The organism is Falsihalocynthiibacter sp. CO-5D18, from assembly GCF_041205445.1.
GTDB lineage: Bacteria > Pseudomonadota > Alphaproteobacteria > Rhodobacterales > Rhodobacteraceae > Falsihalocynthiibacter > Falsihalocynthiibacter arcticus.
The window spans coordinates 17,466-42,020 of record NZ_JBGFCF010000014.1; the positions used below are offsets into that span (position 1 = coordinate 17,466).

27 protein-coding genes are annotated in these 24,555 nt (G+C 52.4%); 10 read left to right on the top strand and 17 right to left on the bottom strand.

The window, feature by feature from the left end; all coding sequences use genetic code 11:
- Positions 1-18 precede the first annotated feature (18 nt).
- From rimK to AB9F27_RS16810, 4 genes are all read left to right on the top strand, one after another.
- Positions 19-924, top strand: coding sequence for a 30S ribosomal protein S6--L-glutamate ligase (gene rimK / locus AB9F27_RS16795; RefSeq protein WP_335584632.1), 906 nt, complete (start codon positions 19-21; stop codon positions 922-924).
- On the top strand, positions 924-1,967 hold the full coding sequence (locus AB9F27_RS16800) for a succinylglutamate desuccinylase/aspartoacylase family protein (protein WP_335584631.1): 1,044 nt from the start codon (positions 924-926) through the stop codon (positions 1,965-1,967). The genes rimK and AB9F27_RS16800 overlap by 1 nt, the downstream gene beginning before the upstream one ends.
- 52 nt (positions 1,968-2,019) lie before the next feature.
- Positions 2,020-2,991, top strand: coding sequence for a zinc transporter ZntB (locus AB9F27_RS16805; RefSeq protein ID WP_369755812.1), 972 nt, complete (start codon positions 2,020-2,022; stop codon positions 2,989-2,991).
- Positions 2,992-3,169: 178 nt separating this feature from the next.
- Positions 3,170-4,348 (top strand): DNA glycosylase AlkZ-like family protein, encoded by a 1,179-nt coding sequence (locus tag AB9F27_RS16810; protein WP_335584629.1) that lies wholly within the window; start codon positions 3,170-3,172, stop codon positions 4,346-4,348.
- Between the two features lie 195 nt (positions 4,349-4,543).
- Here AB9F27_RS16810 and AB9F27_RS16815 read toward each other — a convergent pair whose 3' ends face one another.
- Genes AB9F27_RS16815 through AB9F27_RS16855 form a run of 9 tightly spaced genes read right to left on the bottom strand, consistent with a single transcriptional unit; the run spans position 4,544 to position 9,111 of the window.
- Positions 4,544-5,056 (bottom strand): flagellar basal body-associated FliL family protein, encoded by a 513-nt coding sequence (locus tag AB9F27_RS16815; RefSeq protein ID WP_335584628.1) that lies wholly within the window; start codon positions 5,054-5,056, stop codon positions 4,544-4,546.
- Positions 5,057-5,071: 15 nt separating this feature from the next.
- Positions 5,072-5,800 (bottom strand): flagellar basal body L-ring protein FlgH, encoded by a 729-nt coding sequence (flgH, locus tag AB9F27_RS16820; RefSeq protein ID WP_335584627.1) that lies wholly within the window; start codon positions 5,798-5,800, stop codon positions 5,072-5,074.
- Positions 5,801-5,810: 10 nt separating this feature from the next.
- Positions 5,811-6,233: a flagellar basal body P-ring formation chaperone FlgA gene (gene flgA, locus AB9F27_RS16825; RefSeq protein ID WP_369757952.1), complete on the bottom strand. Its 423-nt coding sequence runs from the start codon at positions 6,231-6,233 to the stop codon at positions 5,811-5,813.
- Positions 6,230-7,015: a flagellar basal-body rod protein FlgG gene (gene flgG, locus AB9F27_RS16830; RefSeq protein WP_039000270.1), complete on the bottom strand. Its 786-nt coding sequence runs from the start codon at positions 7,013-7,015 to the stop codon at positions 6,230-6,232. The genes flgA and flgG overlap by 4 nt, the downstream gene beginning before the upstream one ends.
- 17 nt (positions 7,016-7,032) lie before the next feature.
- The gene (locus AB9F27_RS16835; RefSeq protein WP_335584626.1) at positions 7,033-7,746 is read right to left on the bottom strand and encodes a flagellar hook-basal body complex protein; all 714 of its coding nucleotides are present in this window, start codon (positions 7,744-7,746) and stop codon (positions 7,033-7,035) included.
- 3 nt (positions 7,747-7,749) lie between these two features.
- A complete protein-coding gene (locus AB9F27_RS16840; protein WP_335584625.1) occupies positions 7,750-8,016 on the bottom strand; it encodes a flagellar biosynthetic protein FliQ in 267 nt (88 codons plus the stop codon).
- Positions 8,017-8,019: 3 nt separating this feature from the next.
- Positions 8,020-8,307: a flagellar hook-basal body complex protein FliE gene (gene fliE / locus AB9F27_RS16845; protein WP_039000274.1), complete on the bottom strand. Its 288-nt coding sequence runs from the start codon at positions 8,305-8,307 to the stop codon at positions 8,020-8,022.
- 11 nt (positions 8,308-8,318) lie between these two features.
- A complete protein-coding gene (gene flgC / locus AB9F27_RS16850; protein ID WP_039000275.1) occupies positions 8,319-8,711 on the bottom strand; it encodes a flagellar basal body rod protein FlgC in 393 nt (130 codons plus the stop codon).
- A 16-nt stretch (positions 8,712-8,727) separates the two neighbouring features.
- Positions 8,728-9,111, bottom strand: coding sequence for a FlgB family protein (locus AB9F27_RS16855; protein WP_335584624.1), 384 nt, complete (start codon positions 9,109-9,111; stop codon positions 8,728-8,730).
- A gap of 83 nt (positions 9,112-9,194) precedes the next feature.
- On the opposite strand from AB9F27_RS16855, the gene AB9F27_RS16860 reads away from it, so the two are divergent.
- Entirely contained in the window at positions 9,195-10,529 is a 1,335-nt protein-coding gene (locus AB9F27_RS16860) for a FliI/YscN family ATPase (protein WP_335584623.1), read from the top strand.
- Between the two features lie 296 nt (positions 10,530-10,825).
- Positions 10,826-11,866, top strand: a complete 1,041-nt coding sequence (locus AB9F27_RS16865) for a LacI family DNA-binding transcriptional regulator (protein WP_179946761.1) — start codon at positions 10,826-10,828, stop codon at positions 11,864-11,866.
- A 31-nt stretch (positions 11,867-11,897) separates the two neighbouring features.
- Here AB9F27_RS16865 and AB9F27_RS16870 read toward each other — a convergent pair whose 3' ends face one another.
- The 5 genes from AB9F27_RS16870 to dapE form a co-directional block, all read right to left on the bottom strand.
- Positions 11,898-13,034 carry a lytic murein transglycosylase gene (locus AB9F27_RS16870; RefSeq protein ID WP_335584622.1) on the bottom strand — a complete coding sequence of 379 codons (1,137 nt, stop codon included), beginning with the start codon at positions 13,032-13,034 and terminating at the stop codon, positions 11,898-11,900.
- A gap of 175 nt (positions 13,035-13,209) precedes the next feature.
- Positions 13,210-15,474, bottom strand: coding sequence for a ribonuclease R (rnr, locus tag AB9F27_RS16875; protein ID WP_335584621.1), 2,265 nt, complete (start codon positions 15,472-15,474; stop codon positions 13,210-13,212).
- 43 nt (positions 15,475-15,517) lie between these two features.
- Positions 15,518-16,102, bottom strand: a complete 585-nt coding sequence (locus tag AB9F27_RS16880) for a TIGR04282 family arsenosugar biosynthesis glycosyltransferase (protein WP_335584620.1) — start codon at positions 16,100-16,102, stop codon at positions 15,518-15,520.
- Positions 16,099-16,521 (bottom strand): GNAT family N-acetyltransferase, encoded by a 423-nt coding sequence (locus tag AB9F27_RS16885; RefSeq protein ID WP_335584619.1) that lies wholly within the window; start codon positions 16,519-16,521, stop codon positions 16,099-16,101. The genes AB9F27_RS16880 and AB9F27_RS16885 overlap by 4 nt, the downstream gene beginning before the upstream one ends.
- The gene (gene dapE, locus AB9F27_RS16890; RefSeq protein WP_335584618.1) at positions 16,518-17,663 is read right to left on the bottom strand and encodes a succinyl-diaminopimelate desuccinylase; all 1,146 of its coding nucleotides are present in this window, start codon (positions 17,661-17,663) and stop codon (positions 16,518-16,520) included. The genes AB9F27_RS16885 and dapE overlap by 4 nt, the downstream gene beginning before the upstream one ends.
- Positions 17,664-17,971: 308 nt before the next feature.
- Here dapE and AB9F27_RS16895 point away from each other — a divergent pair, with 308 nt between their 5' ends.
- Positions 17,972-19,549: a Hint domain-containing protein gene (locus AB9F27_RS16895; protein WP_335584617.1), complete on the top strand. Its 1,578-nt coding sequence runs from the start codon at positions 17,972-17,974 to the stop codon at positions 19,547-19,549.
- A 36-nt stretch (positions 19,550-19,585) separates the two neighbouring features.
- Positions 19,586-20,689: a Hint domain-containing protein gene (locus AB9F27_RS16900; protein ID WP_335584616.1), complete on the top strand. Its 1,104-nt coding sequence runs from the start codon at positions 19,586-19,588 to the stop codon at positions 20,687-20,689.
- Here the strand turns inward: AB9F27_RS16900 and AB9F27_RS16905 are convergent.
- Positions 20,686-21,033 carry a hypothetical protein gene (locus AB9F27_RS16905; RefSeq protein WP_039000286.1) on the bottom strand — a complete coding sequence of 116 codons (348 nt, stop codon included), beginning with the start codon at positions 21,031-21,033 and terminating at the stop codon, positions 20,686-20,688. The two genes, AB9F27_RS16900 and AB9F27_RS16905, sit on opposite strands and share 4 nt — an antisense overlap.
- 132 nt (positions 21,034-21,165) lie before the next feature.
- Here AB9F27_RS16905 and AB9F27_RS16910 point away from each other — a divergent pair, with 132 nt between their 5' ends.
- On the top strand, positions 21,166-21,456 hold the full coding sequence (locus AB9F27_RS16910; protein ID WP_039000287.1) for a DUF1330 domain-containing protein: 291 nt from the start codon (positions 21,166-21,168) through the stop codon (positions 21,454-21,456).
- A gap of 60 nt (positions 21,457-21,516) precedes the next feature.
- On the opposite strand, the gene dapD is transcribed toward AB9F27_RS16910, so the two are convergent.
- Positions 21,517-22,344 (bottom strand): 2,3,4,5-tetrahydropyridine-2,6-dicarboxylate N-succinyltransferase, encoded by an 828-nt coding sequence (gene dapD / locus AB9F27_RS16915; RefSeq protein ID WP_039000288.1) that lies wholly within the window; start codon positions 22,342-22,344, stop codon positions 21,517-21,519.
- A gap of 90 nt (positions 22,345-22,434) precedes the next feature.
- On the opposite strand from dapD, the gene AB9F27_RS16920 reads away from it, so the two are divergent.
- The gene (locus tag AB9F27_RS16920; protein ID WP_039000289.1) at positions 22,435-23,280 is read left to right on the top strand and encodes a TIGR00730 family Rossman fold protein; all 846 of its coding nucleotides are present in this window, start codon (positions 22,435-22,437) and stop codon (positions 23,278-23,280) included.
- A 35-nt stretch (positions 23,281-23,315) separates the two neighbouring features.
- Here AB9F27_RS16920 and rlmN read toward each other — a convergent pair whose 3' ends face one another.
- The gene (gene rlmN / locus AB9F27_RS16925; RefSeq protein ID WP_335584615.1) at positions 23,316-24,515 is read right to left on the bottom strand and encodes a 23S rRNA (adenine(2503)-C(2))-methyltransferase RlmN; all 1,200 of its coding nucleotides are present in this window, start codon (positions 24,513-24,515) and stop codon (positions 23,316-23,318) included.
- Positions 24,516-24,555: the final 40 nt, after the last annotated feature.

Here is a 24,555-nt window from a genome sequence, read left to right on the forward strand (position 1 = left end):
AAGCGGAAGGACCACAAAATGAAAATCGCAATGATGGCTCGGAATCCAGACCTATATTCCCATAAACGCCTCAAAGAAGCTGCCGAAGAGCGCGGACATGAGTTTCGCATCATTAACACCCTGAGTTGTTACATGAACATCGCGTCTCGCCGTCCAGAAATGTACTACAACGGCGAAAAACTTGAGGGTTTTGACGCGGTCATTCCACGCATTGGGTCCTCTATTACGTTTTATGGCCTCGCCGTTTTGCGCCAGTTCGAGATGATGGGCGTTTACCCTCTCAACGAAAGTGTCGCCATCGGGCGCTCACGCGACAAACTGCGCTCTATGCAACTTTTGGCGCGCGACGGCATTGGCCTTCCGGTGACAACATTCGCCCACGACCCCAAGCAAACCAAGGAAGTTCTGAAACTCGCGGGCGGGGCGCCTGTGGTCATTAAATTGCTTGAAGGCACGCAAGGGATTGGCGTGGTTCTGGCCGATACGGATCGTTCCGCCATATCTGTGGTAGAAGCGTTTCGCGGCGCGAAGGTGAACATCCTTTTGCAGGAATTCATCAAGGAGTCCGGTGGCACCGATATCCGCGCGATCGTCGTTGGCGGCAAGGTAATTGCGGCGATGAAACGCACGGGCGCAGGCGACGATTTCCGTTCAAACTTGCATCGCGGTGGCTCGGCAAAGTTGATCAAGCTGTCGCCTGAGGAACGATTGACAGCATCCCGTGCGGCCAAATCCATGGGCCTCAATGTCTGTGGTGTTGATATGCTACGCGCCAACCACGGCCCCGTTGTGATGGAAGTTAACTCCTCTCCGGGACTTGAGGGTGTAGAAAAAGCAACAGGTTTGGATGTGGCCGGAAAAATCATTGAATATATTGAAAAATCGGCAAAACCCTATGCGACCAAAACAAAAGGTAAGGGTTAATGCCAACGCGCAAAAGTTTTATAATTGCAGGGCAAGAAATTCTACCGGGCACCAGAAGAACCGTTGATCTACCCGTAAGCGTCATGTCCGATCACACACCCGTTTCAATGTCGGCGCACGTTATTCACGGAAAACTCAGCGGACCTGTGGTATTCATTAGCGCGGGCGTGCACGGAGACGAAGTGATTGGCGTTGAGATTGTGCGCCGTCTGTTGCGGACGTCAAATGTGAAAACTTTGCGCGGCACATTGATTGTGGTTCCGATCGTAAATGCGTTCGGGTTCATAAATCATTCCAGATACTTGCCAGATCGGCGCGACTTGAATCGCTCGTTCCCTGGAAGCCCAAGCGGCTCCTTGGCGGCGCGGTTGGCCTATCTGTTTTTAACTGAAGTGGTCGCCCGAAGTGACCTTGGGATCGATCTACATTCAGCAGCAATACACCGCACTAATTTGCCACAGATCCGGATTTCCCCTGATGTGCCACGCACTGCGGAATTGGCCGAGGTTTTCGGTGCGCCCGTGATTTTGCAGTCACCTTTGCGGGAAGGTTCCATGCGGGGAGCGGCTAAGGCCCTTGGCAAGGATGTGCTTTTGTTTGAAGCGGGAGAAGGGCTCCGCTTTGACGAAATGTCAGTGCGGTCCGGTGTTGCGGGCATTTTGCGAATTTTGCGCCACATGGGGATGATTTCGGCAAAGGGAGTGGCAAAACCCAAGGCCCCCTCGCAATACTGTGCATCTAGCAAATGGCTTCGAGCCCCCATGGGTGGGTTGTTGCGGAATTTCCGTGGCGATGGCGACGTTGTAAAAAAGGGCGAGGTCATCGCTTCTGTATCGGATCCGTTTGGACAAGTGGATGAAGAAATTATTGCGCCCTTTAATGGCATTGTTATTGGACGAGCCGTTATGCCAATCGTCAACGAAGGGGACGCTGTTTTTCACTTGGCGCGCGTGACGTCGGTTGCAAAGACAACCGAAAACGTTGAGGATTTGAGCGAGCAACTAGCCGATGATCCTCTCTTTGATGAGGACGAAATTATTTAGCGGATTTTGAGTCGCACCAATCTTTGCCGAAGCCATTTTGAAAGGGCCCTTGATGTTGAAGACGAGCCCCAAACCCATATGTGCCTTTAATGTGTCCTCTGAGGGGGGGTGCGAGCGCATTGTGGCTCCGCTCGGCCCCAAGATTGAACTTCCTGCGACGGGATATCTGTGGCTACATTTTGACTTGAATGATGCCAATTTGGAGGCTTGGATTGAACAGGTCCTCCCACGCACAGCCGCAAGAGCATTGCTTCAGCCAGAAACACGTCCACGGTGCGACCGATTGGAGGATGGGATGATCCTTACGTTGCGTGGCGTAAACCTCAATCCCGGCGCGGACCCAAATGACATGGTTTCCGTACGATTGTGGATTCAGGAGGGGCTTATTGTAAGCGCACGCGCCCGAAAAATATGGGCTGTCGATGCTATTCGTCAGAAAATGGAGACTGGGGTCGGGCCGGAAAGTATTGGCGCATTTCTCGCTGAATTGACATATGGCCTTACCAAACGCATTGAAAAAGTGTCGCTGGATTTAGTAGAAGGCACTGATGCGGTTGAAGATAGCGCAATGAGCCAAGTACAACGCGTAAGCGGTGAGCTTTCAGCGCTGCGTCACAGCGTCATAAAAATAAGACGATTCGTTCGCCCACAAACCGAGGCAATCGCTGATCTATCCAGCGGCTCAACTTGGACTTTCGAACCCCACCAGCGCGACGTCCTCAAGGAAGTTGCGAACCGTGCTGTCCGCACGATGGAAGAACTTGATGCGACATCAGATCGCTTGCACGTCATTCAAGAGCATTTAGACATGCTCCACGCAACAACCCTAGGCCGGAACAGTTATGTGTTGTCTGTCGTTGCTGCAATATTCCTCCCGCTAGGGTTTTTAACAGGCCTGTTCGGGATCAATGTTGGCGGAATGCCAGGGCTTGATTCGAGGTACGGCTTTTTGGCAGTAACAGGCGGATCAGCATTTCTCGGCCTCGTGCTCTATGCGGTATTTAGGCGCTTAAAGTGGCTCTAAATCAAAATAGTTCCGCTCAAACGGTAATGCAGGCGAGTGTTTCTGCGGGTGCCGCGTCCGAAACCGAATTTCATTTTAGCGCTGAAAGAGTTGGATTTCCAAACCCATATTCGGCTATATTTCATTTTTGCGGGCACCTTGAAACAGAAAGCCCTGCAGATGTTTAAAGTGGGTCTCGGTGATTAGGACAACAAAAGAGACGCCTCTTAGGATCGACAACCGAACCGCGCGCAGGCTTTGGCTGCATTCTCAGGGGCTGGGTAAAGCTCCGACGGGGCCACTTGATGTGCTTGGCATCATCCGCAAAATGGGTTTTGTGCAATTAGATTCAATCCAAATTGTTTCACGCGCCCACCACCATATATTATGGAGTCGCAACCAGAAATACCGCGAGCATTTGTTGGACGAGATGTTGGCAAAACATCGAAGCGTTTTTGAGCATTTCACCCATGACGCTTCGATAATTCCAATGGAATTTCTTCCCATGTGGCGCCGTCAGTTCCGCCGCAAACGAGAATATCTGGATAAATCTAGCTGGTTCAACGGATTGCCCAACACGGTTGCGCGGAAAGCTATCAAATCACGTATCGCTGCTGAAGGCCCGCTTTCTACCCACGCATTTGACACAAAGATCACTGGCCCAAAGAAAATGTGGTCACGCCCGCCGCATAAGTTGGCATTGGATTATATGTGGTACACTGGCGAACTTGCCACGTCCCACCGCGTTAACTTTACCAAATATTACGATCTAGCGGAGCGGATTTACCCCGAGCAGACCACAGCACCGCACCTGTCGGACCAACAACAAATTGATTGGCTTTGCCATGCGGCACTTGACCGAATGGGATTTGGTACGATTGCCGAGGTACAAAAATTTTGGGAAGCCGTGGATAGAACCGAAGTCCGCAACTGGGTCGAGGCGAAAAGTGATGTGCGGCGGGTTGAAATCGTGACCGCGCAAGGAACGCTCCTCGAAGCTCTTGCTCCGGCGGACATAGAGGACCGCATTGCGAATCTTAAGCCACCTACTTCACGGTTGCGGATATTGAATCCATTTGATCCAGTGATCCGCGACCGGAGCCGATTGAGTCGACTTTTTGGTTTTGATTATCGAGTGGAAATGTTCGTTCCTGCCGCAAAACGTATTTGGGGCTATTATGTATTCCCGATTTTGGAGGGCGACCGTTTTGTTGGGCGGATCGAATTGAAGGCCGATCGAAAAAATTTAGTGCTACACGTTCTTAATTTTTGGCCGCAGGGTAACACTAATTGGCCGACGAGCAGACGCGTAAAACTCGAAGCCGAATTAGATCGTTTGGCACGTTTTGTCGGAACCCATACGGTTTCATGGAGCTAAGTAGCCCTTCGGGCGAAACACCAATTTACATGCAGTAACTCAGTTCAAGTTTTTAAAGCAAATCTAACCACGCTCCAGTTTCTTGATCTTGCCCGCGAGATTAAGCCGCAGGAACGACTGGCCCTTCATAGGGAGCAGAGTCGCAAGAGGCGAAAGCTGTAGTCTCGGTAGGAGAAAACTCCAAGTCGCGGACAATTATCCAAAGGACTCCTGCCGAACAACATCCGTTATTAGGACGTCCGAAACCGAATTGCCTAGTGCTTTGCGAGCAGACTCCAGAAGGGCATTTTGCAAAATCATCATATTGTTGCTGCTAGTGAAGGAGCCCTCAAAACCTCCAGCATTTGCGTGATCGAAAAGAACAAGAAGGAATGCGTTCCTTAGCTTAGGTTCGAGTGCAAATACAGCTTGGCTGTACCCTGAAACCACCTCCAAATTTAGAGCAAGTACAACCAAAGCTTTCACCCTCCCATCCTCCACGATGGGGATAACGAATTGGTTGCTCAACTTCACATATTCATGAGTTGACGAATCCATTTCGTCAGCAGGAATTGGTGCTGCGTCAGCAACCTCAAGGCCGGAAGTCTCCTGCAAATCAGGTTCACACACGATACTTGGCTCCTCTGGCTCTTGCTTAATCGCGACACCGGCGCCAATACCGGCACAGATACCTATTACAGCCATAAGAATAGGTAGTATTTTCTTCATCTGGAGCTTTCTAGATTAGAATGGAAGAATAATATCATTGATTTGCTGACCGTAAGATGGCTGTTGAACCTGGGTAATCTGCCCGCGGCCGCCATATGAAATCCGAGCCGAGGCAATCTTGTCATACGTGATCTGATTTTGGCGTGAAATGTCTTCTGGTCGCACATATCCTGAAACCAACAGCTCTCTTATTTCAAAGTTTACACGGACTTCTTGGGAGCCTTTGATCGCAAAAACCCCATTTTGGAGAACATCAACGACTGTCGCTGCCACCTTCAACGTAAGCTTTTCATTTCTTCGAACGGAACCACTGCCTTGGTGGGACGTAGACGAATTTGTTTCAACAGCATCGGCCATGGAAGCCCCAGGAGGAAGCATTTCATCTAGGCGCTGAGGAATTCCAAAAAACTGAGGAATTCCCATCGAAGTATTGCCCGTTCGATCACGAGATGAGGTGTTCGAAATTTCAGCTTTTTCATCGATTTCGATGACGACGGTCAAGATGTCCCCACGGCGCAGTGCTCTGCGATCGCTAAAAAGCGACTGATCTTCTCCACTCCACAATGAGGCCGCATCTTTCCTGCTCGTTGGTTCAAGCGAAACGGGAAAACCGGGTGACATCATCGACGAATATTCAAGCGAGCCTCTGGTTTCCGTAAATTCGGGCGCTTGCCCTACTTCACTCAACGACTGACAGCCGGACAAAAAAGCGACGGATAGAAAAGCAATCGAGATTTTCTTCATTTTTTTTCCTCTATTTTGTGACGAGAATTGAGCCATCATCTTGAACAGTCCCTGAAATTGTTGTGCGTGAGTCTAGATTCATAAAGCGGAGCACATCCCCTGCCGACCCGCGTCCCAATGCCCGTGCTTCGACTGATATGTTCAGGACGCCGCTGGAATAGGCGAGTTTGACGATTTGATTGCGCTCAACGAGTGCAGGCGCGCCGATGTCGTTCCTTCGAATTGGTCGGCCAGCGTAAATTGCCACGCGAGCTTCTTGTCCGATGACCTCTTCCAAAAGCGTTAGCGCGCCAAGGGTATTGCCGTCTTTTATTGCTACATCTGCGGGCGAGATGATTGTGTGACTTGGGATAGTTCGAGCCGCCACAAGGGTTTCTCCATACGATACGTTTGCGGCAGTCAGCGCGCATATGAACAATAGATACTTCATCATCGGATTTGCGTTGTTGCGCCGAGCATCTGATCTGCTGCGGTCAACACTTTCGCATTTAGCTCGTATCCTCTTTGAGCTTCGATCAATTCTGTGATCTCTCGAACGGCATCGACAGACGAATTCTCAAGATATCCTTGGCGCAGTGTTCCCAGCCCGTTTTCACCGGGGGTACTGACCGTAGGAGCACCGGACGCAGCGGACTCTAGGAACAAATTTGATCCAATCGCTTCAAGCCCTTTTGAGTTCGAAAACCCGGCGATGGACAATTGCCCCAGCAACTCGGGTTCCACTCGGTCGTTAAAATAGGCATAGGTCTCACCTTCGGCATTGATGGAAATACTGCGAGCGTCGGAGGGAATCGTAATTTCTGGAACGACGGGATACCCGTCTGATGTGACAATTAGGCCGTCAGCAGATCGCTTTAGGCCGCCATCTCGCGTGAACGCCGACTGCCCTGAAGGGAGTGTCACTTCAATATAACCGAGACCCTCAATCGCGAGATCAAGGTCGCCGCCTGTCGCGCCTAAGCTACCTTGGGATAATTCAACCGTTACGGACGATGGACGAACACCAAGGCCGAGTTGCACCCCAGTTGGAACAATCGTTCCATCTGCCGCATTAATCGTACCGGCCCGCGTCTGCTGTTGATAATGCAAGTCGGCGAACTCGGCTCGTCGAGCGTTATACCCCGTTGTGTTCATATTCGCGAGATTGTTCGAAATCGTTTCAACCCGCATTTGCTGGGCCGCCATTCCGGTGGCTGCTATTTGTAGCGCGCGCATGAAAAATCCTTTCTCATTTAACCAAGAGCCCTAATTACGGCACGGATGCGTTCATCTTCTTTCTCAAGAAACCCTTGCCCTTGCTCGTAAGCCCTTTGGACCTCAATCATTCGAGCGACTTCGCCGACTGGGTTCACATTCGAATCTTCGACAAAACCTTGCAGAATTGTTGGGTTCTCTACGGGTGTAACTTCGCCAGTAAATTCAAAACGGACACCGTTCTCACGGCGCAAATCGAATGGGTTTTCAGGCTGAAATAACCCGATCTGTGAGAGAGGTTGACCATCCGCACTCAAGGTTCCGTCTGCGGAAACCTGCAAGTCTGCGACCCCCGCGGGTACAAATATTGGAGCACCGCCAGCATCCAGAAGTCGATTACCATCATGCGTAACGAGATCTCCCTCCCCGTTTGGAGTAAAAGCACCTGCTCGGGTCAGACGGTTACCGTCTTGAGTTTCAACCATGAAGAAGCCTTCACCTTCGATGGCGAAGTCGAATGTACCGTTGGTTTGGCTCAATGAGCCTTGCCGTAAGTCCGTGTTGGCCACCGAAGCTGTAGCCATGGAGAGACTGGGATCATCGCGGCCCAAGGCCTTCACGTGTTCTGCGAAAATGACCCCTTCTTTGCGAAATCCCGTTGTGGCCAAATTGGCTAAGTTATTGGCGACGGTTTGCATTTCACGCATCAAGCCAGATTGACGGGTGAGGGTGGTATAACTTGCATTATCCATGCGCTATACCCCCACGATCAATGGGACGATTTGGTCCGTAAAAAACGCAACCAATGTCTCTGTCATGAAGCCCATGGTCATCCAAAACACAATCAAAATGGCCGCCAATTTAGGGACGAAAGTGAGCGTCATTTCTTGAACTGATGTCAGAGCTTGAAACAACCCAACCGCAACGCCAGCAACAAGGGCGACGGTTAAAATTGGGGTGGAAACTAAAACTGCAATCCACAGGGCCTGCCGAAGTGTGTCGTAGAAAACGATGTCATCCATACCTTACACCGGCATCCGTAAAATTTCTAAATACGCTTCGACAACCTTGTCGCGGACCGTCACTGCCGTTTCCACGGCAAGCTCAGTTTGCGCCAGAGCCTGCACAAGGGCATTGGGATCGGCGCCACCAATCATTGCCGCTTTCGCTTGATTCTCGCCGTTGGCGAGCGTGCTGGCAAAATCCTGAGCAACTTTAGCGAAGGCCTCCCCGCCGCCCGCGTCAGGCTTCGGCGCTGTCGCGGGTCTGGTTGCTGCGTATTGTTGGGCAGCTATTGAGGATTTGAAATCCATTCTGATCTCCTCTAACGGCGAAGGAGTTCGAGCAGAGCAGACGACATTTGTCGCGCCTGATCGAACATTTTGAGATTCGCCTCGTAGCTGCGCTGCGCTTCGCGCGCGTCAGCAATTTCGACCACTAGATCGACATTCGATCCATCATAGTGGCCGGTTTCATCCGCCAAGGGGTTTGCGGGGTCAAACATCCGCTTCAATTCAGAACGGTCCAGCTTTACATCGCCGGCTTTGACCTCCCCTGTGCGGAGCCCTTCGGAAATCACCTCTTCAAAAGAGGCCGTTTTACGATGATAGCCGGGGGTGTCGGTATTCGCGATATTCTCGGAAACGTGGCGAAGCCGTGTGGCTTGGGCCTGCATACCGCTCGCGGATAGCGCGAGAGTTTTCATTAAATCACTCATTCTTGGAATCTCCCTTTTAACGGATGCTTGTTCGCAGAATATTCAGCGAAGACTTGTAGATTGAAATTGCGGTATCAAATTGATGCCGTGTCTCGCTGGCCCGCATAAGTTCCGTTTCTAAGGAAACAGAGTTACCGTTAGGGGACAGCGCGCCGCGCGTTGTGTCGGTTACAATGGTAGGGGTGAAGCCTCGGTCGGCCTCAGAAAGATGGCCTTCACGAGATGCTCGCAAAGGTTTCTCATTGGTGCCCTCATAGGCATCCGAAAAGGCGACAACATCACGGGCTTTGTACCCGGGCGTATCTGCATTGGCCACGTTCTGGGCGATTGTCGCCTGACGGGTACTTGCGTGCGATGCCATCGCTTGCGACATGCGCATAATATCTAGTTTATCAAACATCGGGGCTTCTCCCTCGACCGGTTTCAACTAACTCTTAACCCTGATTCCTTTAAAAAGGGTTTAGTGATCAGAAGGAGCACAGAATGTCCGACTCGAAATTCAAAGAGTTGTCCGCAGGAATTAATGCGACTCCGCTAACACGTGCGATTGGGCGTGTGAGTGGTGTTTCACAGGGCACGGTCATCGTTCGAGGTCTTTCGGATAAGGCAAGTGTCGGGGATCAGGTCCAAGTTCAAAGTCGCGAAGGAAGACTTATCTCTGGCGACGTTTTGAATTTGTCCGTTGGCTCCATGACCGTATTACTCGACGGGACGACCGAAGGTGTCGTCATGGGGGATCGCGTCGCGCTTCTGGGCAAGAACTCAATTTTCCCGCACAATAATTGGATTGGCCGCGTTATCGACCCGTCAGGGATGCCGATGGATGGTCGCAAACTATCCAAAGGGGCACATGAGAAAGCCTTGAAGGCGCCGCCGCCAAACCCCACGCAAAGGCGCGCCATGGGTACGCGCCTAGAGACAGGCCTTGCTGTCTTCAACACACTCTTGCCCATTGTCCGTGGACAAAGATTAGGGTTGTTTTCAGGGTCAGGAGTAGGCAAATCCACCCTTCTGTCAAAGCTCGCCAAAAACGTGCAGGCGGATGTTGTGGTGGTGGCCCTCATCGGAGAACGGGGCCGAGAAGTTCGCGAATTTGTGGATACGGTTTTGGGGCCTGAAGGCATGAAGCGTGCCGTGGTTATTGCCGCCACGTCCGATCAATCCCCCCTTGTACGAAGGAGGTGCGCGTTTACCGCGATGGCCGTTGCCGAATTCTTTCGGGACCAAGGACTGCATGTCCTTCTGCTCGCGGACTCCATCACAAGATTTGCCGAAGCGCACCGCGAAGTTGCTCTGTCATCCGGCGAGCAGGCCAACTTGCGCGGCTTCCCTCCGTCGACCTCCTCAATGATTATGGGTCTGTGCGAACGCGCGGGGCCAGGCGCGGGAACTTCTGGCGATATTACCGCAATTTTAACCGTGTTGGTCGCGGGATCAGATATGGAAGAGCCTATTGCGGATATTTTGCGTGGTGTATTGGATGGGCATATCGTCTTGGATCGCACCATTGCTGAAAGGGGGAGGTTTCCTGCAATTGACCTTCTAAGATCAGTTTCCAGAAGTCTCCCTCTGGCTGCGTCTTTTGAAGAAAATGAACTTATCAAGCGTAGTAGGCAGCTTTTAGGGGCGTTTGATCGTGCCGAAATGATGATTCAGGCAGGACTTTATTCTACGGGTTCTGATCCGCTCGTAGATGCCTCAATTAGAACTTGGCCAGGTTTGGACGCCTTTCTTGCGCAAGACGAGCCAAACAATGTGTCCTCAAGTTTTGAACGACTCACTGCGATTTTGGCGATGGACACTGAAGAAGCCGGGTAAAAATTCATATAAATCCATAAATCTAAGCCGTTATTGCGCGTGAATCATGACCATCTGCAATAGCAACAATCGTGTGATCGCTTAAAAAGGAATATTTCTAAAGTAATTGAGAATAAGCAGTGAAGGGGGAGTGAATTTGGCCCACCACTCCCCCTTATCCAACAACGCCTGAGATAGAGAGCTTGCAGGACGCGTTGAACTTACTGTTAGCGATAACATAGCGATCCATCGCGCCGTGGACAAGAGGGATTTTTGCGCTATGTTGGTTTACACAGAATTTAACAAGGTTTCAGCAATTGACCCAGCTCAGAATTCCGCCGAAGCGTACCCTAACATTACGTGATGTTTCCGAGGCTTCGGGTGTAAGTGAAATGACCGTCTCAAGGGTGTTGCGGAATCGGGGCGATGTTTCCGTAGACACCCGCGAGAAAGTTCAGGCCGCAGCAAAGCGCTTGGGGTATGTCCCCAACAAAATCGCGGGTGCACTTGCAAGCCAGCGCGTCAATTTGGTTGCCGTGATCATCCCCTCACTTTCAAATATGGTGTTTCCAGAGGTGTTGACCGGCATTTCCGATGTTTTGGATGATACGCCTTTGCAACCTGTTGTGGGCGTTACCAACTATCGTCCTGAAAAAGAAGAATCCGTGCTGTATGAAATGCTCTCGTGGCGTCCTTCGGGCGTGATTATTGCCGGTCTTGAGCACACAGAAGCCTCCAAGGCCATGATGCGAAATGCGGGCATTCCCATCGTTGAAATAATGGATGTTGACGGTGAACCCATCGACGCCATGGTCGGGATTTCGCACCGGCGAGCGGGTCGCAAAATGGCCCAAGCGATCATCAAGCAAGGCTACAAACGCATCGGTTTCATGGGTACAAAAATGCCGCTGGATCACCGCGCGCGCAAACGCTTTGAAGGGTTCACGGAAGCTCTGGCAAAAGAAGGGCTAGAGGTTGCCGATCAAGAATTTTATTCGGGGGGGTCGGCCTTGCGTAAGGGGCGCGAGATGACGGAAGCCATGCTCAAACGTACGCCAGATCTGGATTTTCTCTATTATTCCAACGATATGATTGGCGCTGGTGGTCTATTGTATTGTTTGGATCAAGGTATAAAAGTTCCGCAAACGATTGGTCTTGCGGGTTTCAATGGCGTTGAACTCTTGGAAGGGCTGCCGCGCATGTTGGCGTCAATGGGGTCGGAGCGAAATGAAATCGGACGCCTTGCTGCCCAAATCATCGCTCGCCGTGCGGCCGGCGCAGAGGCCAGCCCAGATGATTCAATTGAACTCTCGCCAAAACTCCAATTTGGCGACACGCTCAAACGTAGAAACAGCTAGACACTCGCCGTTAATCGCGGTGAGATCTCACCTACTTGAGTCTTGAGAGCACCCGCGAACTGGCGTACCCATCCGGTATCATCCCAACACTCGCTTGAAAGGCCTTGATCGCCGCGATTGTATTCGGACCAATAATACCGTCCGTTCCCAGTGTATCGAATCCCGCCTGCGTCAAACGTTCCTGCATTTGTATCTTCTCGATAAATCGAAGCGCCTGATCCTCTCGAGGCCAATCCGCTTGAATCTCCGTCCCTCCCGCAATCCGATCGGCCAAATGCCCGACCCCAATGACATAGGCATCTGCGGTATTATAACGCTCGATCACATGGAAATTGTTGAAAATAATGAAGGCCGCCCCCTGTGCCCCGGCGGGGAGGAGTACTGAAGACGGGCCATAATTCGGAACGATTTTCCCTTTGGTATCCCGCACGCCCATTTGCGCCCAAACAGTTGCAGGCTTCTTGACTCGCTCGCTCGACAGGAGGAAATCAAAACCTTTCGGCAGAATAACCTCAACACCCCACGGCTGACCAAATGTCCAACCATAGCCTTTCAAATAGGCCGCCGTTGAAGCCAGCGCATCGGCGGGGCTGTCCCCCCAAATATCGCGCTTGCCGTCGCCTGTGAAATCAACGGCATAGGACAAATATGACGAGGGCATAAACTGTGTATGCCCCATGGCTCCAGCCCATGAACCCGTCATATTCGCAGGTGCCACGTCGCCGGATTGAATGATTTTTAACGCATCAATGATTTGCGCCTCAAAAAAATCTCCGCGCCGACCATCATAGGAAAGGGTCGCGAGGGATTCGATGATCGGGACATTTCCTCGGAAAGTTCCATAAGCACTTTCGAGTCCCCAAATGGCCGCCACAATCTCCTTTTCCACACCGAACTTGGCTTCAATTTGCGAAAGGATGCCGTCGTTTTCAGCGAGAGCTTTCTTCCCGTTTGTGACACGCGCATTTGAGGTTGCACTGTCCAAATATTCCCAGATTTGTTTGGTAAATTCGGATTGGTTACGGTCTTTTTTAACAACATCGGGATTGTAAGAAATACCCGCCAAACTTGCGTCTAACACGCTGGTTGAAATACCCGCCGACTGTGCCCTCTTGCGAAACTCCACTAGCCACGCGTTAAAACCCTCGGCACCCTGTGGTGCAGTCATTTGAACGTCTCCTAAAACGGGCGTGGGTTGTGCAATATCATTTGCGGCCATTCCCAGCGTTGGAAAAAGCATAACGATCCACAAAGCGGATATAAACATGAAGCGCATTCGATACCCCGCGAAATTTGGCCTAGATTAGCAAATAGAAACACCGTGTGAAATGGGTTTGTCTCGTCTATTTCTTTGTGCGTTTGCGGGCCACCTTGCGGTTCATCTTGGCATTCTTGGCGCGCGCTTGGCCAACACGTCGGCCTTTATGGCTGTTTCCGCCGCGCGATCCGCCGCCTTTGGGTAGCGCCTTGCCGTCCAATTCCAGTAACTCAAGAGTGATGCCACCAGTAACGGGCGTGGCCTCCGCCAATCGCACGAGGGCGCGTTGGCCCAACGAAATTTTGAGGCCCGAATGCTCGCCTGTCAAAGTATTGGCTTCCGGATCGTGCACAAAATATTCGCGCCCAATCGTGGCCACAGGTACAAGCCCGTCCGCACCGGTTTCGTCCAGCTTAATGAACGCGCCAAACCGTGCGATTCCTGCGACACGCCCCTGAAATTCATTCCCTACGCGCTCCGAAAGATAGCTCGCAAGATACCGATCCGTTGTGTCGCGTTCGGCAACCATACTGCGCCGTTCGGTATCCGAAATTTGTTTTGCTGTATCGTCCAATTGCGCGACATCTTCGGGGGAAAGTCCGTCTTTACCCCACCCATGCGCCGTAATCAAAGCACGGTGCACAATGAGATCCGCGTAACGGCGAATGGGCGACGTGAAATGCCCGTAGTTTTTCAAAGCGAGGCCAAAATGCGAAAAGTTTTCGGGGCTATAGTAGGCCTGCGTCATTGAACGAAGGGTTGAAATATTGATCAACTCATCATGTTCTGTCTTTGCGGCTTGTGCCAAGAGCTGGTTCAAATGGCGGGTTTTAAGCACCTGCCCTTTTGCCAAAGCAAGGCCCGCAGAGATGGCAGTCTCGCGCAAGGCCTCTAGCTTTTCAACGCTTGGTTCCTCGTGCACGCGAAAGAGTAGCGGCTGTTCTTTCTCGATCAAGGTTTCAGCGGCGGCAACATTTGCCAACACCATAAACTCTTCTATCAGACGGTGCGCATCAAGGCGATCACGGAACGAAATAGAGGTGACTTTGCCCTCGTCGGAAAGCTCAATACGCCGTTCGGGAAGGTTCAATTCAAGTGGTTGGCGCCGCTCGCGTGCCTTAACCAAAACGTCGTAGGCCGCATAAAGAGGGCGAATAACCTCATCCAACAGGGGCGCGCATTTTTCGTTTACATCGCCATCCATCGCCGACTGAACATCAGTGTAAGCCAGCGAAGCATGAGACTTCATCATGGCCCGATGGAACGTGTGGCCAAGTTTATTGCCGTCTTTATCCAAGACCATACGCACCGCGATACAGGCCCGCTCAACACCCTCGTGTAACGAACAAAGGTCACCAGAAAGCCGGTCAGGAAGCATGGGCACGACACGATCGGGAAAATAACTTGAGTTGCCGCGCTTGCGCGCTTCGCGATCGAGCGCACTGCCTGGCGTCACATAAAACGCAACATCGGCAATCGCCACCCACACAATATGGCCGTTGGGATTAGTGGCATCATCATCCGCTTGTGCAAAACACGCATCATCATGATCCCGCGCGTCTGGCGGATCAATTGTCACCAGCGGCATCTCGCGCAGGTCAAGACGTTTGCCCAAACCCGCGGGCTTCGCATTATCGGCTTCGCCAATCACTTCGTCGGGAAAGCTGTCGGGAATTCCGTGCTGATGAATAGCAATGAGGGAAACCGCCTTGGGGGAAGAAGGATCGCCAAGGCGCGCCACGATTTTCGCGCGAGGCAAACCCATACGCGATTTCGGGCCGACCTGCTGTGCTTCAACCAGTTCACCATCGCGCGCCTCAAGGGTTGCGCCCGCTGCAATCTGCCACTCTTTATCGCTACCTTTATCAATGGGAACCAGCCGCCCACCTTCGTGGCCGGTGCGGAAAATACCGACGAGTTTGAGTGGATTAGACCCTATTTGACGGATCAATCGCCCTTCATAGCCATGCTCTTCATTCTCTAGTTTCCGAAGGCGCGCTAAAATTCGATTGCCAGCACCAAGCGCGGGATCGCCATCCTTATCAACCATAAGAATTGTCGGTTCCTCCCCCTGCCCTTGCCATTCCAATGGCCGTGCAAGGAGGTCTCCGTCACTATTTGGTCCCACAATTTCCAACATGCTGACCGGCGTCAAGCTTTCCGGATCGCCATAACTGCGTTGGCGTTTTTGCAAATCCCCATCGGCCTCAAGCTCACGCAACATGCGCTTAAGGTCGATCCGCGCCGCACCTTTAAGGCCAAATGCCTTCGCAATATCGCGCTTGTTGGTTTTTGTCGGATTCTCAGAAATCCAATTCAGGATCTCTTGTTTTGAAGGAATATGTACCATTCGATTGCCCTATCACGCGGCGTTAACCCCGTCCATGCTCTGGTTATTCGGCCAAAAGTTCTAGGTCCGAAACTGTATCAACATCTTGTAGCACGGAAATTTCGGCGATGGACAGGCCCGATAGACTGGCGCGTGAATCTGCGAGGGCGGTTTCCGACGACCATCGCACATTCCGAAATATCGCCGCGGGAATGGCGGCCACACGCTTCATCCCAACCAGCCAATACCCGCCATCGGGTGCCGGACCAAAAACCGCCTGATGATTGCCCAGCGCGGCAAACGCTTCGGTAATATGACGTTTTTGAATGCCCGGAATATCCCCACCAATAATGAGTACCGGCCCTGCAGGCAGGTCGCGAAAAACCCGCGCCATTCGATCGCCAAGATTGCCCTGCCCCTGCGAAATGCGGGGAAGATGCGCCGGCCAAACGCGACTTTTGAGACCCTCAATATCGGGAGAAACGGCGAGGAATAAATCCCACTTTGGGTCTTCTAAGCGTCGCAGTAAATTGCGCACTTGATGACGAAACCACCATGCGGCCCCAACCATTCCCATATCCGCACCTAAGCGCGTTTTCACACGGCCAGCATGCGGGACCTTAAGCATCACAACGAGCTGCTTCCTCACAAAAGGCGTTCCATGTCTCGGTGTGAAATCCCTGCGTCGTCATACTCGCGACCATAGGGTACAAAGCCGAGTTTTTCATAGAAACCAAGTGCTTGAACTTGGGCCGAGAGATAGGCCCGACGCACACCCTCAAGTGTTGAAAAATGCGTAAGCCCCGCTGTAATTAGTGCCGCGCCAAGGCCCGTTCCACGATGTGATTTCACCACACAAACGCGCCCAATCCGGCCAGTATCTCCTAAAAGGAGAAGCCGCGCCGTTCCGACAGGCACATTTTCATCGACGGCCAAAAGATGCACGGCGTCATCATCATAGGCGTCGATTTCTTCCTCAACAGGGATGCCTTGTTCCCCGACAAAAACTTCCATGCGCAAACCAATGCATATTGCCACGTCTTCCGTTACCTCTATAGCGACGGTCATTGAAAATAATCCGCCAGAATGCGCGCGTAAATGCTTTTGAGTTGTTCGATGTGGGCGACCTCTACGCGCTCGTCAACTTGATGCATCGTTTTGCCAACGAGTCCGAATTCAACAACGGGGCAATGGTTTTTTACGAACCGCGCATCCGAAGTTCCGCCCGTAGTGGAGGCGACAGGGACCACCCCTGTAACAGCAGTCACCGCTTTGGAAATCATCGCGGACAATTCGCCCGGAGGGGTCACAAAACTTTCGCCGGAAACCTTGATCACAACATCGATTTCGACGTTCATTTCCTCGGAAACTTTTGCCACCTCTTGGTGCAACCAAGCGCTTAAGCTCTCGCCTGAATGGGTGTCATTGAAGCGGATATTCACCGTGCCTTTGCAAACCGCAGGGATAACATTATTCGCGGGATTACCCGTATCAATCGTCGTAATTGCCAAGGTCGACGCATCGAAATGATCGGTGCCCGCATCCAGCTCATGGCTCGCCAAACGATCCATCAGGCGAGCCAAAGCTGGTAATGGGTTTTTGGCGCGGTGCGGATAGGCCGAATGCCCCTGAACACCCTTGGCTGTAAAAAAGGCCGTCATGCTCCCACGGCGGCCAATTTTCATCATTTCGCCCATGGTATCGGGACAGGTTGGCTCCCCAACAAGGCAAACCGACATCGCTTCGCCAGCCTGCTGCATATAATCGAGAAGCGCCGTCGTGCCATCAAGCGCATCGCCTTCTTCGTCGCCCGTGATTGTCAGGATAATTGCTCCGCTAGGCGGAGTCGTTTTCACAAAATCAATCGCAGCAGCCACAAAGGCCGCAACCCCCGACTTCATATCCGTCGCCCCGCGACCAAAGAGCCATCCATCGCGGATTTCTCCGCCAAATGGGTCCACCGTCCAAGCCGCCAAGTCCCCAACGGGAACAACATCTGTGTGCCCATTGAAACCGAAAGTTTGGTTGGCACCACGCCGTCCCCAACGTGCAAAAAGGTTGCTGACCCCTGCCCGATCCACGCGCGTACATTCAAATCCAGCCTCGTTCAAAAGCGTCTCAAGCAACACGAGCGCACCACCCTCAACTGGGGTAACTGACGGGCATCGAATAAGGTCGGCGGTTAGGGAAACGGCGTCGATGGGGGGCATTACATTCTCCTTTTTGCGATCATTCGGTACCTGCTCGTTTGCGCCTTCGCAAGCCTGATGCCCGATCGAGAGAGAGGAACTTGTTGCATCTGGGAAACAGAAATCTGGGTAACTATCAGAAAGAAGGCAGAATTAGGTTAACACAGCAGCAAAAATCTGCTTCTGTAAAATCAATAATAATTGACCCGAGGCAGGGCAAACGCGGACCTAAAATGGTCCACTTCGAGCAGTAAGTAGTAAAACAGTTTCAAGATAGGCGGAGCAGTCCGCCCCGGCGTTTGCGCTGTTTCCAATGATTGGGGACAGGCATGGTAGCAGCATCAGAACTCGCAATTGACACCAATGCGAGCGCGATACAAATGGCTGAAGAAATTTTCGGCGACGGCGTAACCGTCGTTGGCGCAAGCTATTCTGGCGACTCTCGTTCCTCAGGTATTTATACTGGGGGCGACGCGACCGCCGACGGCGTAACCCCCTCTGATACAGGCGTTATACTTTCGACTGGACGAGCTAGCGGGATAACGCGCTCCTCAGGAAACGCCAACCAATCCAGCAATTACACCTCGTCAAGTGATGGGGAAAACGGCAACGACGACTTTGATGATCTCGCAGGCGCACGGACCTATGACGCGAGCTATATGAACATCGACTTTATCCCGACAACGGACACCCTCACGATGCAATTCGTGTTCGCCTCGGATGAATTTCCCGAATATTCGAACTCAATCTACAACGATGCAATCGGAGTTTGGATCAACGGCGACGTTGCGCCAACGGTTATAGGGGACGCAAACGCCACGGTGAATACCGTCAATCAAGCCAATAATATTAACCTTTTCACCAGCAACGTCAGCAGCGAATACAATACAGAAATGGATGGCTTTACTGTCACCCTAACCCTAACGATGACAGTAATCCCTGGGGAGGTTAACTCGATCCAGATAGGCATCGCCGATGTTTCCGATAGCCAGTATGACTCGTCAATCTTGATCGCGGGAAATTCCGTTCAAACGGTTTTGATTGCCCACCATGATGAAGTCGAAATGTACGTGGACGGATCGCGGAGAGTGGACGTTTTGGCAAACGACTACGATTCATCGGGTGGCGTCCTTACTGTCACCCACATCAATGGCCATGCTGTTTCCGCAGGCGATACAATCACGTTAGCCACTGGCCAAACGGTTACCCTGAATGCCGACTCAACCTTTTCGATCCTCGTTGATTCCGATCCGGAAACCATCAACTTCACCTATGGCATTCAAAACTCCGACGGCGTTACTGACACCGGCTATGTCACCGTTTCAACGATACCCTGCTTTGTCGCAGGGACCGGTATTCTTACGCCCCACGGCGAAGTTGCGGTCGAAACGCTCCTGCCCGGCGATCTTGTGGTCACCCACGACAACGGGGCACAACCTGTGCGCTGGATTGGCCGTCGTGTTGTTCCTGCCCTTGGGGTCATGGCCCCAATTCACATTCGCGCAAAAACCTTTGGCGACCACGAGGACCTTATGGTCTCACCTCAACACCGCGTTCTGGTTCGCGACAGTCTAGCCGAGCTTCTTTTTGGCGATACTGAAGTTTTGGTTTCCGCCAAAGACCTCGTGAACGACCACTCCGTGACGCGGCTCGAAGGTGGAACCGTTGAATACGTGCACATCCTTTTTGATACGCATGAAGTTGTCTATTCAGCGGGTCTTGCAACCGAAAGCTTCCTTCCCGGACCGCAAATGGCTCAAAACTTTGAGCGCGAAATCATAGATGAGATTTGCGCTATTTTCCCCGAAATAGACCCTAATACTGGCATCGGTTACAGCCCCTCTGCACGGCGCACATTGCGTGGTTTTGAAGCCCATCTTCTGGTTAATGGCAAGGCGGCCGCTTAGAATGCGAAGGTCCTATTCCCTCAGCGAGGCCCCCAAATGACTTGGCTCGCCCTTTGCGATTTCACCAATAGTGCCTTCATGGATCCCAAGCTTTCCAAGGGCGATCAGGGGACCAACAATGTGTTCGCCCGCACGTCCCCGCCAACTGGAATAGCGACTGGAAGTCTTATTGTTGAGGTCGAAATTAGCGCGGAACGCACGGGGCAAATCGTGCTCCTTGAATACTCCGCAGTCGGCGACTGGAACCAGAGATTTTCGCTTCGATTGGACCCTACGGGCCAAACTGTTCTGGAAATGGTTAACGGCCAGAATAGACAAACAATGTCGGTCGCAACGGGGACGTCAATGCGCGACCGCAATATGCGCATCACCTACTCTTGGGACATGACGCACCAACGATCTCTCTTAACGATTGAGAACCTCCTCGAAGGGGTTCTAGTTCAGGCCGAGAAGCGCACAGCCATCGAATTCCCAATTCATATCGTCGAACGGCTAACCGTTTTGCGCCAAACAACTCGTGCGGATTCGGCGACCGTTTTTTTTGGCATATCGGACCGCGTGGAACCCGTCGGGTTCGCCGCGACGATCGCCGCGGGTGCGCCCGTCATGACGCCGCGTGGTCCCAAAGCCATTGAAAGACTGCGGGTGGGCGATGAAATTCTCACGCGCGATAATGGGCCACAGATCGTGCGCTGGGTGGGGAGTAGACACGTACCAACCAAGGGTAGTTTTCAGCCCGTGCGCCTGTCTGCTCCGTATTTTGGCCTCACGCATGATCTCCTTGTGGCGCCAGAGCAGCGCCTCCTCGTTGGTGGCGCAGAGGTGGAATACTTGTTTGGCGAAGAGGAAATTTTGGTCGAAGCCCGCCATCTTGTGAATGGCCGCACAGCGTTTAAGGAATCGAGGTTCTCGGCTATCCGATACTATCAAGTGCTCTTGGATAACCACGAGGTGATTGATGTGTCTGGCGGGTCTCTCGAAAGCCTGTACACAGGATCAATTTGCGATGATCCCGAATTGTTGCAAACCACTCTTCTGGCCAAAATGCCCGCCGGAACATTGCCACGCCATCTAAACCTTGCCCGCCCGCTGTTGCGTTCATACGAAGCGCTAAGCCTGAGATCGGCGCTTATGGGCTAGTCATAAAAAGGTGTTGATTGAACGACAATAACGCTGTTTTCTGCCTTCGCTCGGGCCATCAACGCGCGCTCATCGTCGGATATATCATGCCCTTCGGCAAGGCGCTCATCAAGCGTGCCATAGCCCGACACATCCAGCGGTGCCATATCTGCCTGCTTCAAAATCGCGACGGTTTCGCGCACGGCTTCGGCCTCATCTACGCCACTCGCATAGATCATTAATGCGGCCCCCGTAGACTTTGCGGGCAAACCATCGTTATCGCTGCGCCCAACTTCGACGAGCAAAGTATAGACCTGTTGGCGGGAAGGCGTTTTTGGTTTTTTGGGCTGTGAGTCTTGTGTCATGCCTCCGCTTAACAATCGCAGCGCATGCGGTCAATCTTCTCCCTTTTAAATTTATAGTTCCGCGATTTGGCCTTGAGCGCTTAAGCTCATCTTATCGATTTTCAGAAACGGACCGACGCGGGGATCAGACATATGGCGGCCTATGTAATTTTCGACGTCGAAATCTCGGACATTGAACAATATCAGGTATTTATGAAGGGGGTTTCGCCAGAACTTGAACGTGTTGGCGCAAAGTATCTGGCGCGGGGTGGCGATCTCAAAACCTATGAAGGCGATTGGCAGCCACGCAGGATTGTCTTGCTGGAGTTTCCGTCGCACAAAGCATGGGAAGAATTTTACTACGGCGAGACCTATCAAAACTTGAAGCACATACGAGATGGGTGCAGTTCCGCGCGCTTGGTGAGTGTCGAAGGTATTGAATAAATTGTGCGGTGGCAGCCCAATAAATGGTCGCCACCGCTAACTTTCATTGAACCGTATGGATCAATCGCGGAGCAATTCGTTGATGCCCGTTTTGGAACGCGTGCGCTCATCCACTGTTTTCACGATCACGGCGCAATAGAGGTTCACGCCATTTTTGCTTGGCAAGGAGCCTGAAACAACGACCGAATAAGGGGGCACTTCGCCGTACATAATTTCGCCCGTTTCGCGGTCAACGATTTTGGTAGATTGGCCGATGAAAACCCCCATGCCAAGAACCGCGCCTTCGCGCACGATACAGCCTTCAACCACCTCAGAACGCGCGCCGATAAAGCAATTATCTTCGATGATTGTAGGACCTGCTTGCATGGGCTCAAGTACGCCGCCGATGCCTACACCGCCAGAAAGGTGCACGTTTTTGCCGATTTGCGCACAGGAGCCAACGGTGGCCCATGTATCAACCATGGTGCCTTCGCCGACGTGTGCCCCAAGATTTACAAACGATGGCATCAAAACCACGCCCGGCGCGATATAGGCAGATTTGCGCACAATCGCGTTTGGTACGGCGCGAAATCCAGCTGTTTTCCATTCGCTTTCACCCCAGCCTAAAAACTTGCTATCAACTTTATCCCACCAGCTTGCGCCTTGTGGGCCGCCGGATTGTTCTTCCATATCTTTGATGCGAAAGCCCAACAATACGGCCTTCTTGGCCCATTGATTGACGTGCCAATCGCCATTCTCTTGACGCTCTGCGACCCGCAATTTACCGCTATCTAGCGCATTCAATGTGTCTTCGATGGCGTCGCGTTGCTCACCCTTTGTGGCGGGGGTGATCGTGTCGCGAGCTTCCCAAGCGGCTTCGATGGCGTTCTCTAATTGTGCGTTTGACATAGCGTTTTCGTCTTCCTGTATGGCGTTGGTTGGTCGAAGGATATAAACCTAGAAGGACAAACGCGCAATGCAGGTTAAAGGATACGGAACATGAATGAAGACAGCCGCCGCCACCCGTTTCGCGACAGCCATCAAGACCGCGAGCAATCGCACCACACGCCAGACACGCCGCAGTCGCTCTCGCCCTCGTATCGGTTGGCCTTTGACGACCATGATTTCATGTGCCGCGAAGAGCTTCGGCCCGTTCGATTACAGCTTGAATTACTCAAACCCGAAATGATGCTAGATGAGCAGGGCATCGACTCCACCGTCGTCATGTTTGGCGGCGCGCGGATTCCTGAACCCGCCAAAAAACACACGGCGCGCACCAAAACGCTCGCCGATCTTTCGGAATTCTACGACGAAGCGCGCGAATTTGCGCGGATATTGACGTTGAAATCTATGGAAACTGGGGGCCGCGATAATGTCGTGGTCACAGGCGGTGGTCCTGGTGTGATGGAAGCCGGAAACCGTGGTGCCGCTGATGCTGGCGGGCGCTCGATTGGCCTCAATATTGTTTTACCGTTTGAGCAAGCCCCCAACGAATATGTCACGCCCGAGCTTTGCTTCAACTTCCACTATTTCGGCATTCGCAAAATGCACTTCCTGATGCGTGCCAGTGCGATCGTGGTTTTTCCGGGTGGGTTTGGTACTCTGGATGAAACTTTTGAGGCCCTGACACTCATTCAAACGGGACGGATGGAACCCGTCCCGTTCCTGTTGTTTGGCAAAGCGTTCTGGCAAAAAATCATCAATTGGGAAGCCCTTGCCGAGGCGGGAACTATTTCCGAGCAAGATCTAAAGCTGTTCCAGTTTGTGGATACGGCGGCAGAAGCCATTGAAGTAATGGAAGGCTGGGAAAAGACCGCGAAACGCAAGAGCGTTCCGGGGCGCTAGTTCCAAGTTAGGGCGGCCCTCAGGTCGCCCTATTTTCAGCTTAAACCAGCTTCTCTTGCGATCTGCTTTTTGTTTTTACGCACGCGTTCGGTTTCCGACTTCAACTGACCACAAGCGGCCATGATGTCTTCGCCACGGGGACGACGAATGGGCGATGAATATCCCGCGTTGTGAACAATATCCGCAAAGGCGTGAATGCGGTTGTTCGAGCTGCGTTCATAGGGGGCACCGGGCCATGGATTGAAGGGGATGAGGTTGATTTTCGCAGGAATACCCTCGATCAGCTTCGTCAAACGATGGGCGTCTTCGTCGGAATCATTCACCCCTTTGAGCATCACATATTCAAAAGTAATGCGCTCGGAATTACTGACCTTGGGATAGGCCCGCAGCGCATCTAGCAAGGCTTCAATATTCCAGCGTTTGTTGATCGGCACCAAAACGTCGCGCACCTCATCGGTTGTCGCGTGGAAAGACACCGCAAGTTGGCAGCCAATTTCCTCGGCCGTGCGCCAAATTTCGGGAACCACTCCAGAAGTGGACAGCGTGATACGACGGCGCGACAGGGAAATACCCTCGGGATCCATCGCAATTTTCATCGCATCGCGCACGTTTTCAAAATTATAAAGCGGCTCGCCCATGCCCATCAAAACGAGGTTCGACAAAAGCCGTGCTTCAGGCGGGTTTGGCACGCCGAGTTTGGGCCATTCGCCCAAATCGTCCCGCGCAACCAAAACTTGGCCAATAATTTCAGCGGGCGACAGATTGCGCACCAATTTCTGCGTCCCCGTGTGACAGAACGTACAGGTCAAGGTACACCCGACCTGCGAACTCACACAAAGGGTGCCGCGATTTTCCTCGGGAATATAAACGATCTCGACTTCATGGCCGCCCGCAATCCGCACGAGGTATTTGCGCGTTCCATCCTCGGAAACCTGTTTGGTCACAACTTCGGGTATCCGAATTTCGCAAGTGGCCGCCAAAAGTTCGCGATAGTCCTTGGCCAAATTGCTCATCAGAGCAAAATCACGCACGCCTTTTTGATAGATCCACTGCCAGACCTGACCAGCCCGCATTTTGGCCTGTTTTTCCTTGGTCCCGATGGCAATCAGCGCGTCCTGCAAAGCAGGTCGCGTTAAGCCTACAAGATTCACCTTCTCGCTCGGCGCGTCTTTGCGCGGCAAGGTCAGAATATCGGGTGTTACAGCTTTTGAGACAGGCACAATTGGATCGGTCATTTCACTCTCCAGACGGGGACGAAGGCGGGTCTATACAGGG

Excerpts from the sequence above, each read along its gene's own strand:
- rimK (WP_335584632.1), top strand. The coding sequence starts at position 19 with ATGAAAATCGCAATGATGGCTCGGAATCCAGACCTATATTCCCATAAA.
- AB9F27_RS16800 (WP_335584631.1), top strand. The coding sequence starts at position 924 with ATGCCAACGCGCAAAAGTTTTATAATTGCAGGGCAAGAAATTCTACCG.
- AB9F27_RS16805 (WP_369755812.1), top strand. The coding sequence starts at position 2,020 with ATGTTGAAGACGAGCCCCAAACCCATATGTGCCTTTAATGTGTCCTCT.
- AB9F27_RS16815 (WP_335584628.1), bottom strand. The coding sequence starts at position 5,056 with ATGAAGAAAATACTACCTATTCTTATGGCTGTAATAGGTATCTGTGCC.
- flgH (WP_335584627.1), bottom strand. The coding sequence starts at position 5,800 with ATGAAGAAAATCTCGATTGCTTTTCTATCCGTCGCTTTTTTGTCCGGC.
- flgA (WP_369757952.1), bottom strand. The coding sequence starts at position 6,233 with ATGATGAAGTATCTATTGTTCATATGCGCGCTGACTGCCGCAAACGTA.
- flgG (WP_039000270.1), bottom strand. The coding sequence starts at position 7,015 with ATGCGCGCGCTACAAATAGCAGCCACCGGAATGGCGGCCCAGCAAATG.
- AB9F27_RS16835 (WP_335584626.1), bottom strand. The coding sequence starts at position 7,746 with ATGGATAATGCAAGTTATACCACCCTCACCCGTCAATCTGGCTTGATG.
- AB9F27_RS16840 (WP_335584625.1), bottom strand. The coding sequence starts at position 8,016 with ATGGATGACATCGTTTTCTACGACACACTTCGGCAGGCCCTGTGGATT.
- fliE (WP_039000274.1), bottom strand. The coding sequence starts at position 8,307 with ATGGATTTCAAATCCTCAATAGCTGCCCAACAATACGCAGCAACCAGA.
- flgC (WP_039000275.1), bottom strand. The coding sequence starts at position 8,711 with ATGAGTGATTTAATGAAAACTCTCGCGCTATCCGCGAGCGGTATGCAG.
- AB9F27_RS16855 (WP_335584624.1), bottom strand. The coding sequence starts at position 9,111 with ATGTTTGATAAACTAGATATTATGCGCATGTCGCAAGCGATGGCATCG.
- AB9F27_RS16860 (WP_335584623.1), top strand. The coding sequence starts at position 9,195 with ATGTCCGACTCGAAATTCAAAGAGTTGTCCGCAGGAATTAATGCGACT.
- AB9F27_RS16870 (WP_335584622.1), bottom strand. The coding sequence starts at position 13,034 with ATGACTGCACCACAGGGTGCCGAGGGTTTTAACGCGTGGCTAGTGGAG.
- rnr (WP_335584621.1), bottom strand. The coding sequence starts at position 15,474 with ATGGTACATATTCCTTCAAAACAAGAGATCCTGAATTGGATTTCTGAG.
- AB9F27_RS16885 (WP_335584619.1), bottom strand. The coding sequence starts at position 16,521 with ATGACCGTCGCTATAGAGGTAACGGAAGACGTGGCAATATGCATTGGT.
- dapE (WP_335584618.1), bottom strand. The coding sequence starts at position 17,663 with ATGCCCCCCATCGACGCCGTTTCCCTAACCGCCGACCTTATTCGATGC.
- AB9F27_RS16895 (WP_335584617.1), top strand. The coding sequence starts at position 17,972 with ATGGTAGCAGCATCAGAACTCGCAATTGACACCAATGCGAGCGCGATA.
- AB9F27_RS16900 (WP_335584616.1), top strand. The coding sequence starts at position 19,586 with ATGACTTGGCTCGCCCTTTGCGATTTCACCAATAGTGCCTTCATGGAT.
- AB9F27_RS16905 (WP_039000286.1), bottom strand. The coding sequence starts at position 21,033 with ATGACACAAGACTCACAGCCCAAAAAACCAAAAACGCCTTCCCGCCAA.
- AB9F27_RS16910 (WP_039000287.1), top strand. The coding sequence starts at position 21,166 with ATGGCGGCCTATGTAATTTTCGACGTCGAAATCTCGGACATTGAACAA.
- dapD (WP_039000288.1), bottom strand. The coding sequence starts at position 22,344 with ATGTCAAACGCACAATTAGAGAACGCCATCGAAGCCGCTTGGGAAGCT.
- AB9F27_RS16920 (WP_039000289.1), top strand. The coding sequence starts at position 22,435 with ATGAATGAAGACAGCCGCCGCCACCCGTTTCGCGACAGCCATCAAGAC.
- rlmN (WP_335584615.1), bottom strand. The coding sequence starts at position 24,515 with ATGACCGATCCAATTGTGCCTGTCTCAAAAGCTGTAACACCCGATATT.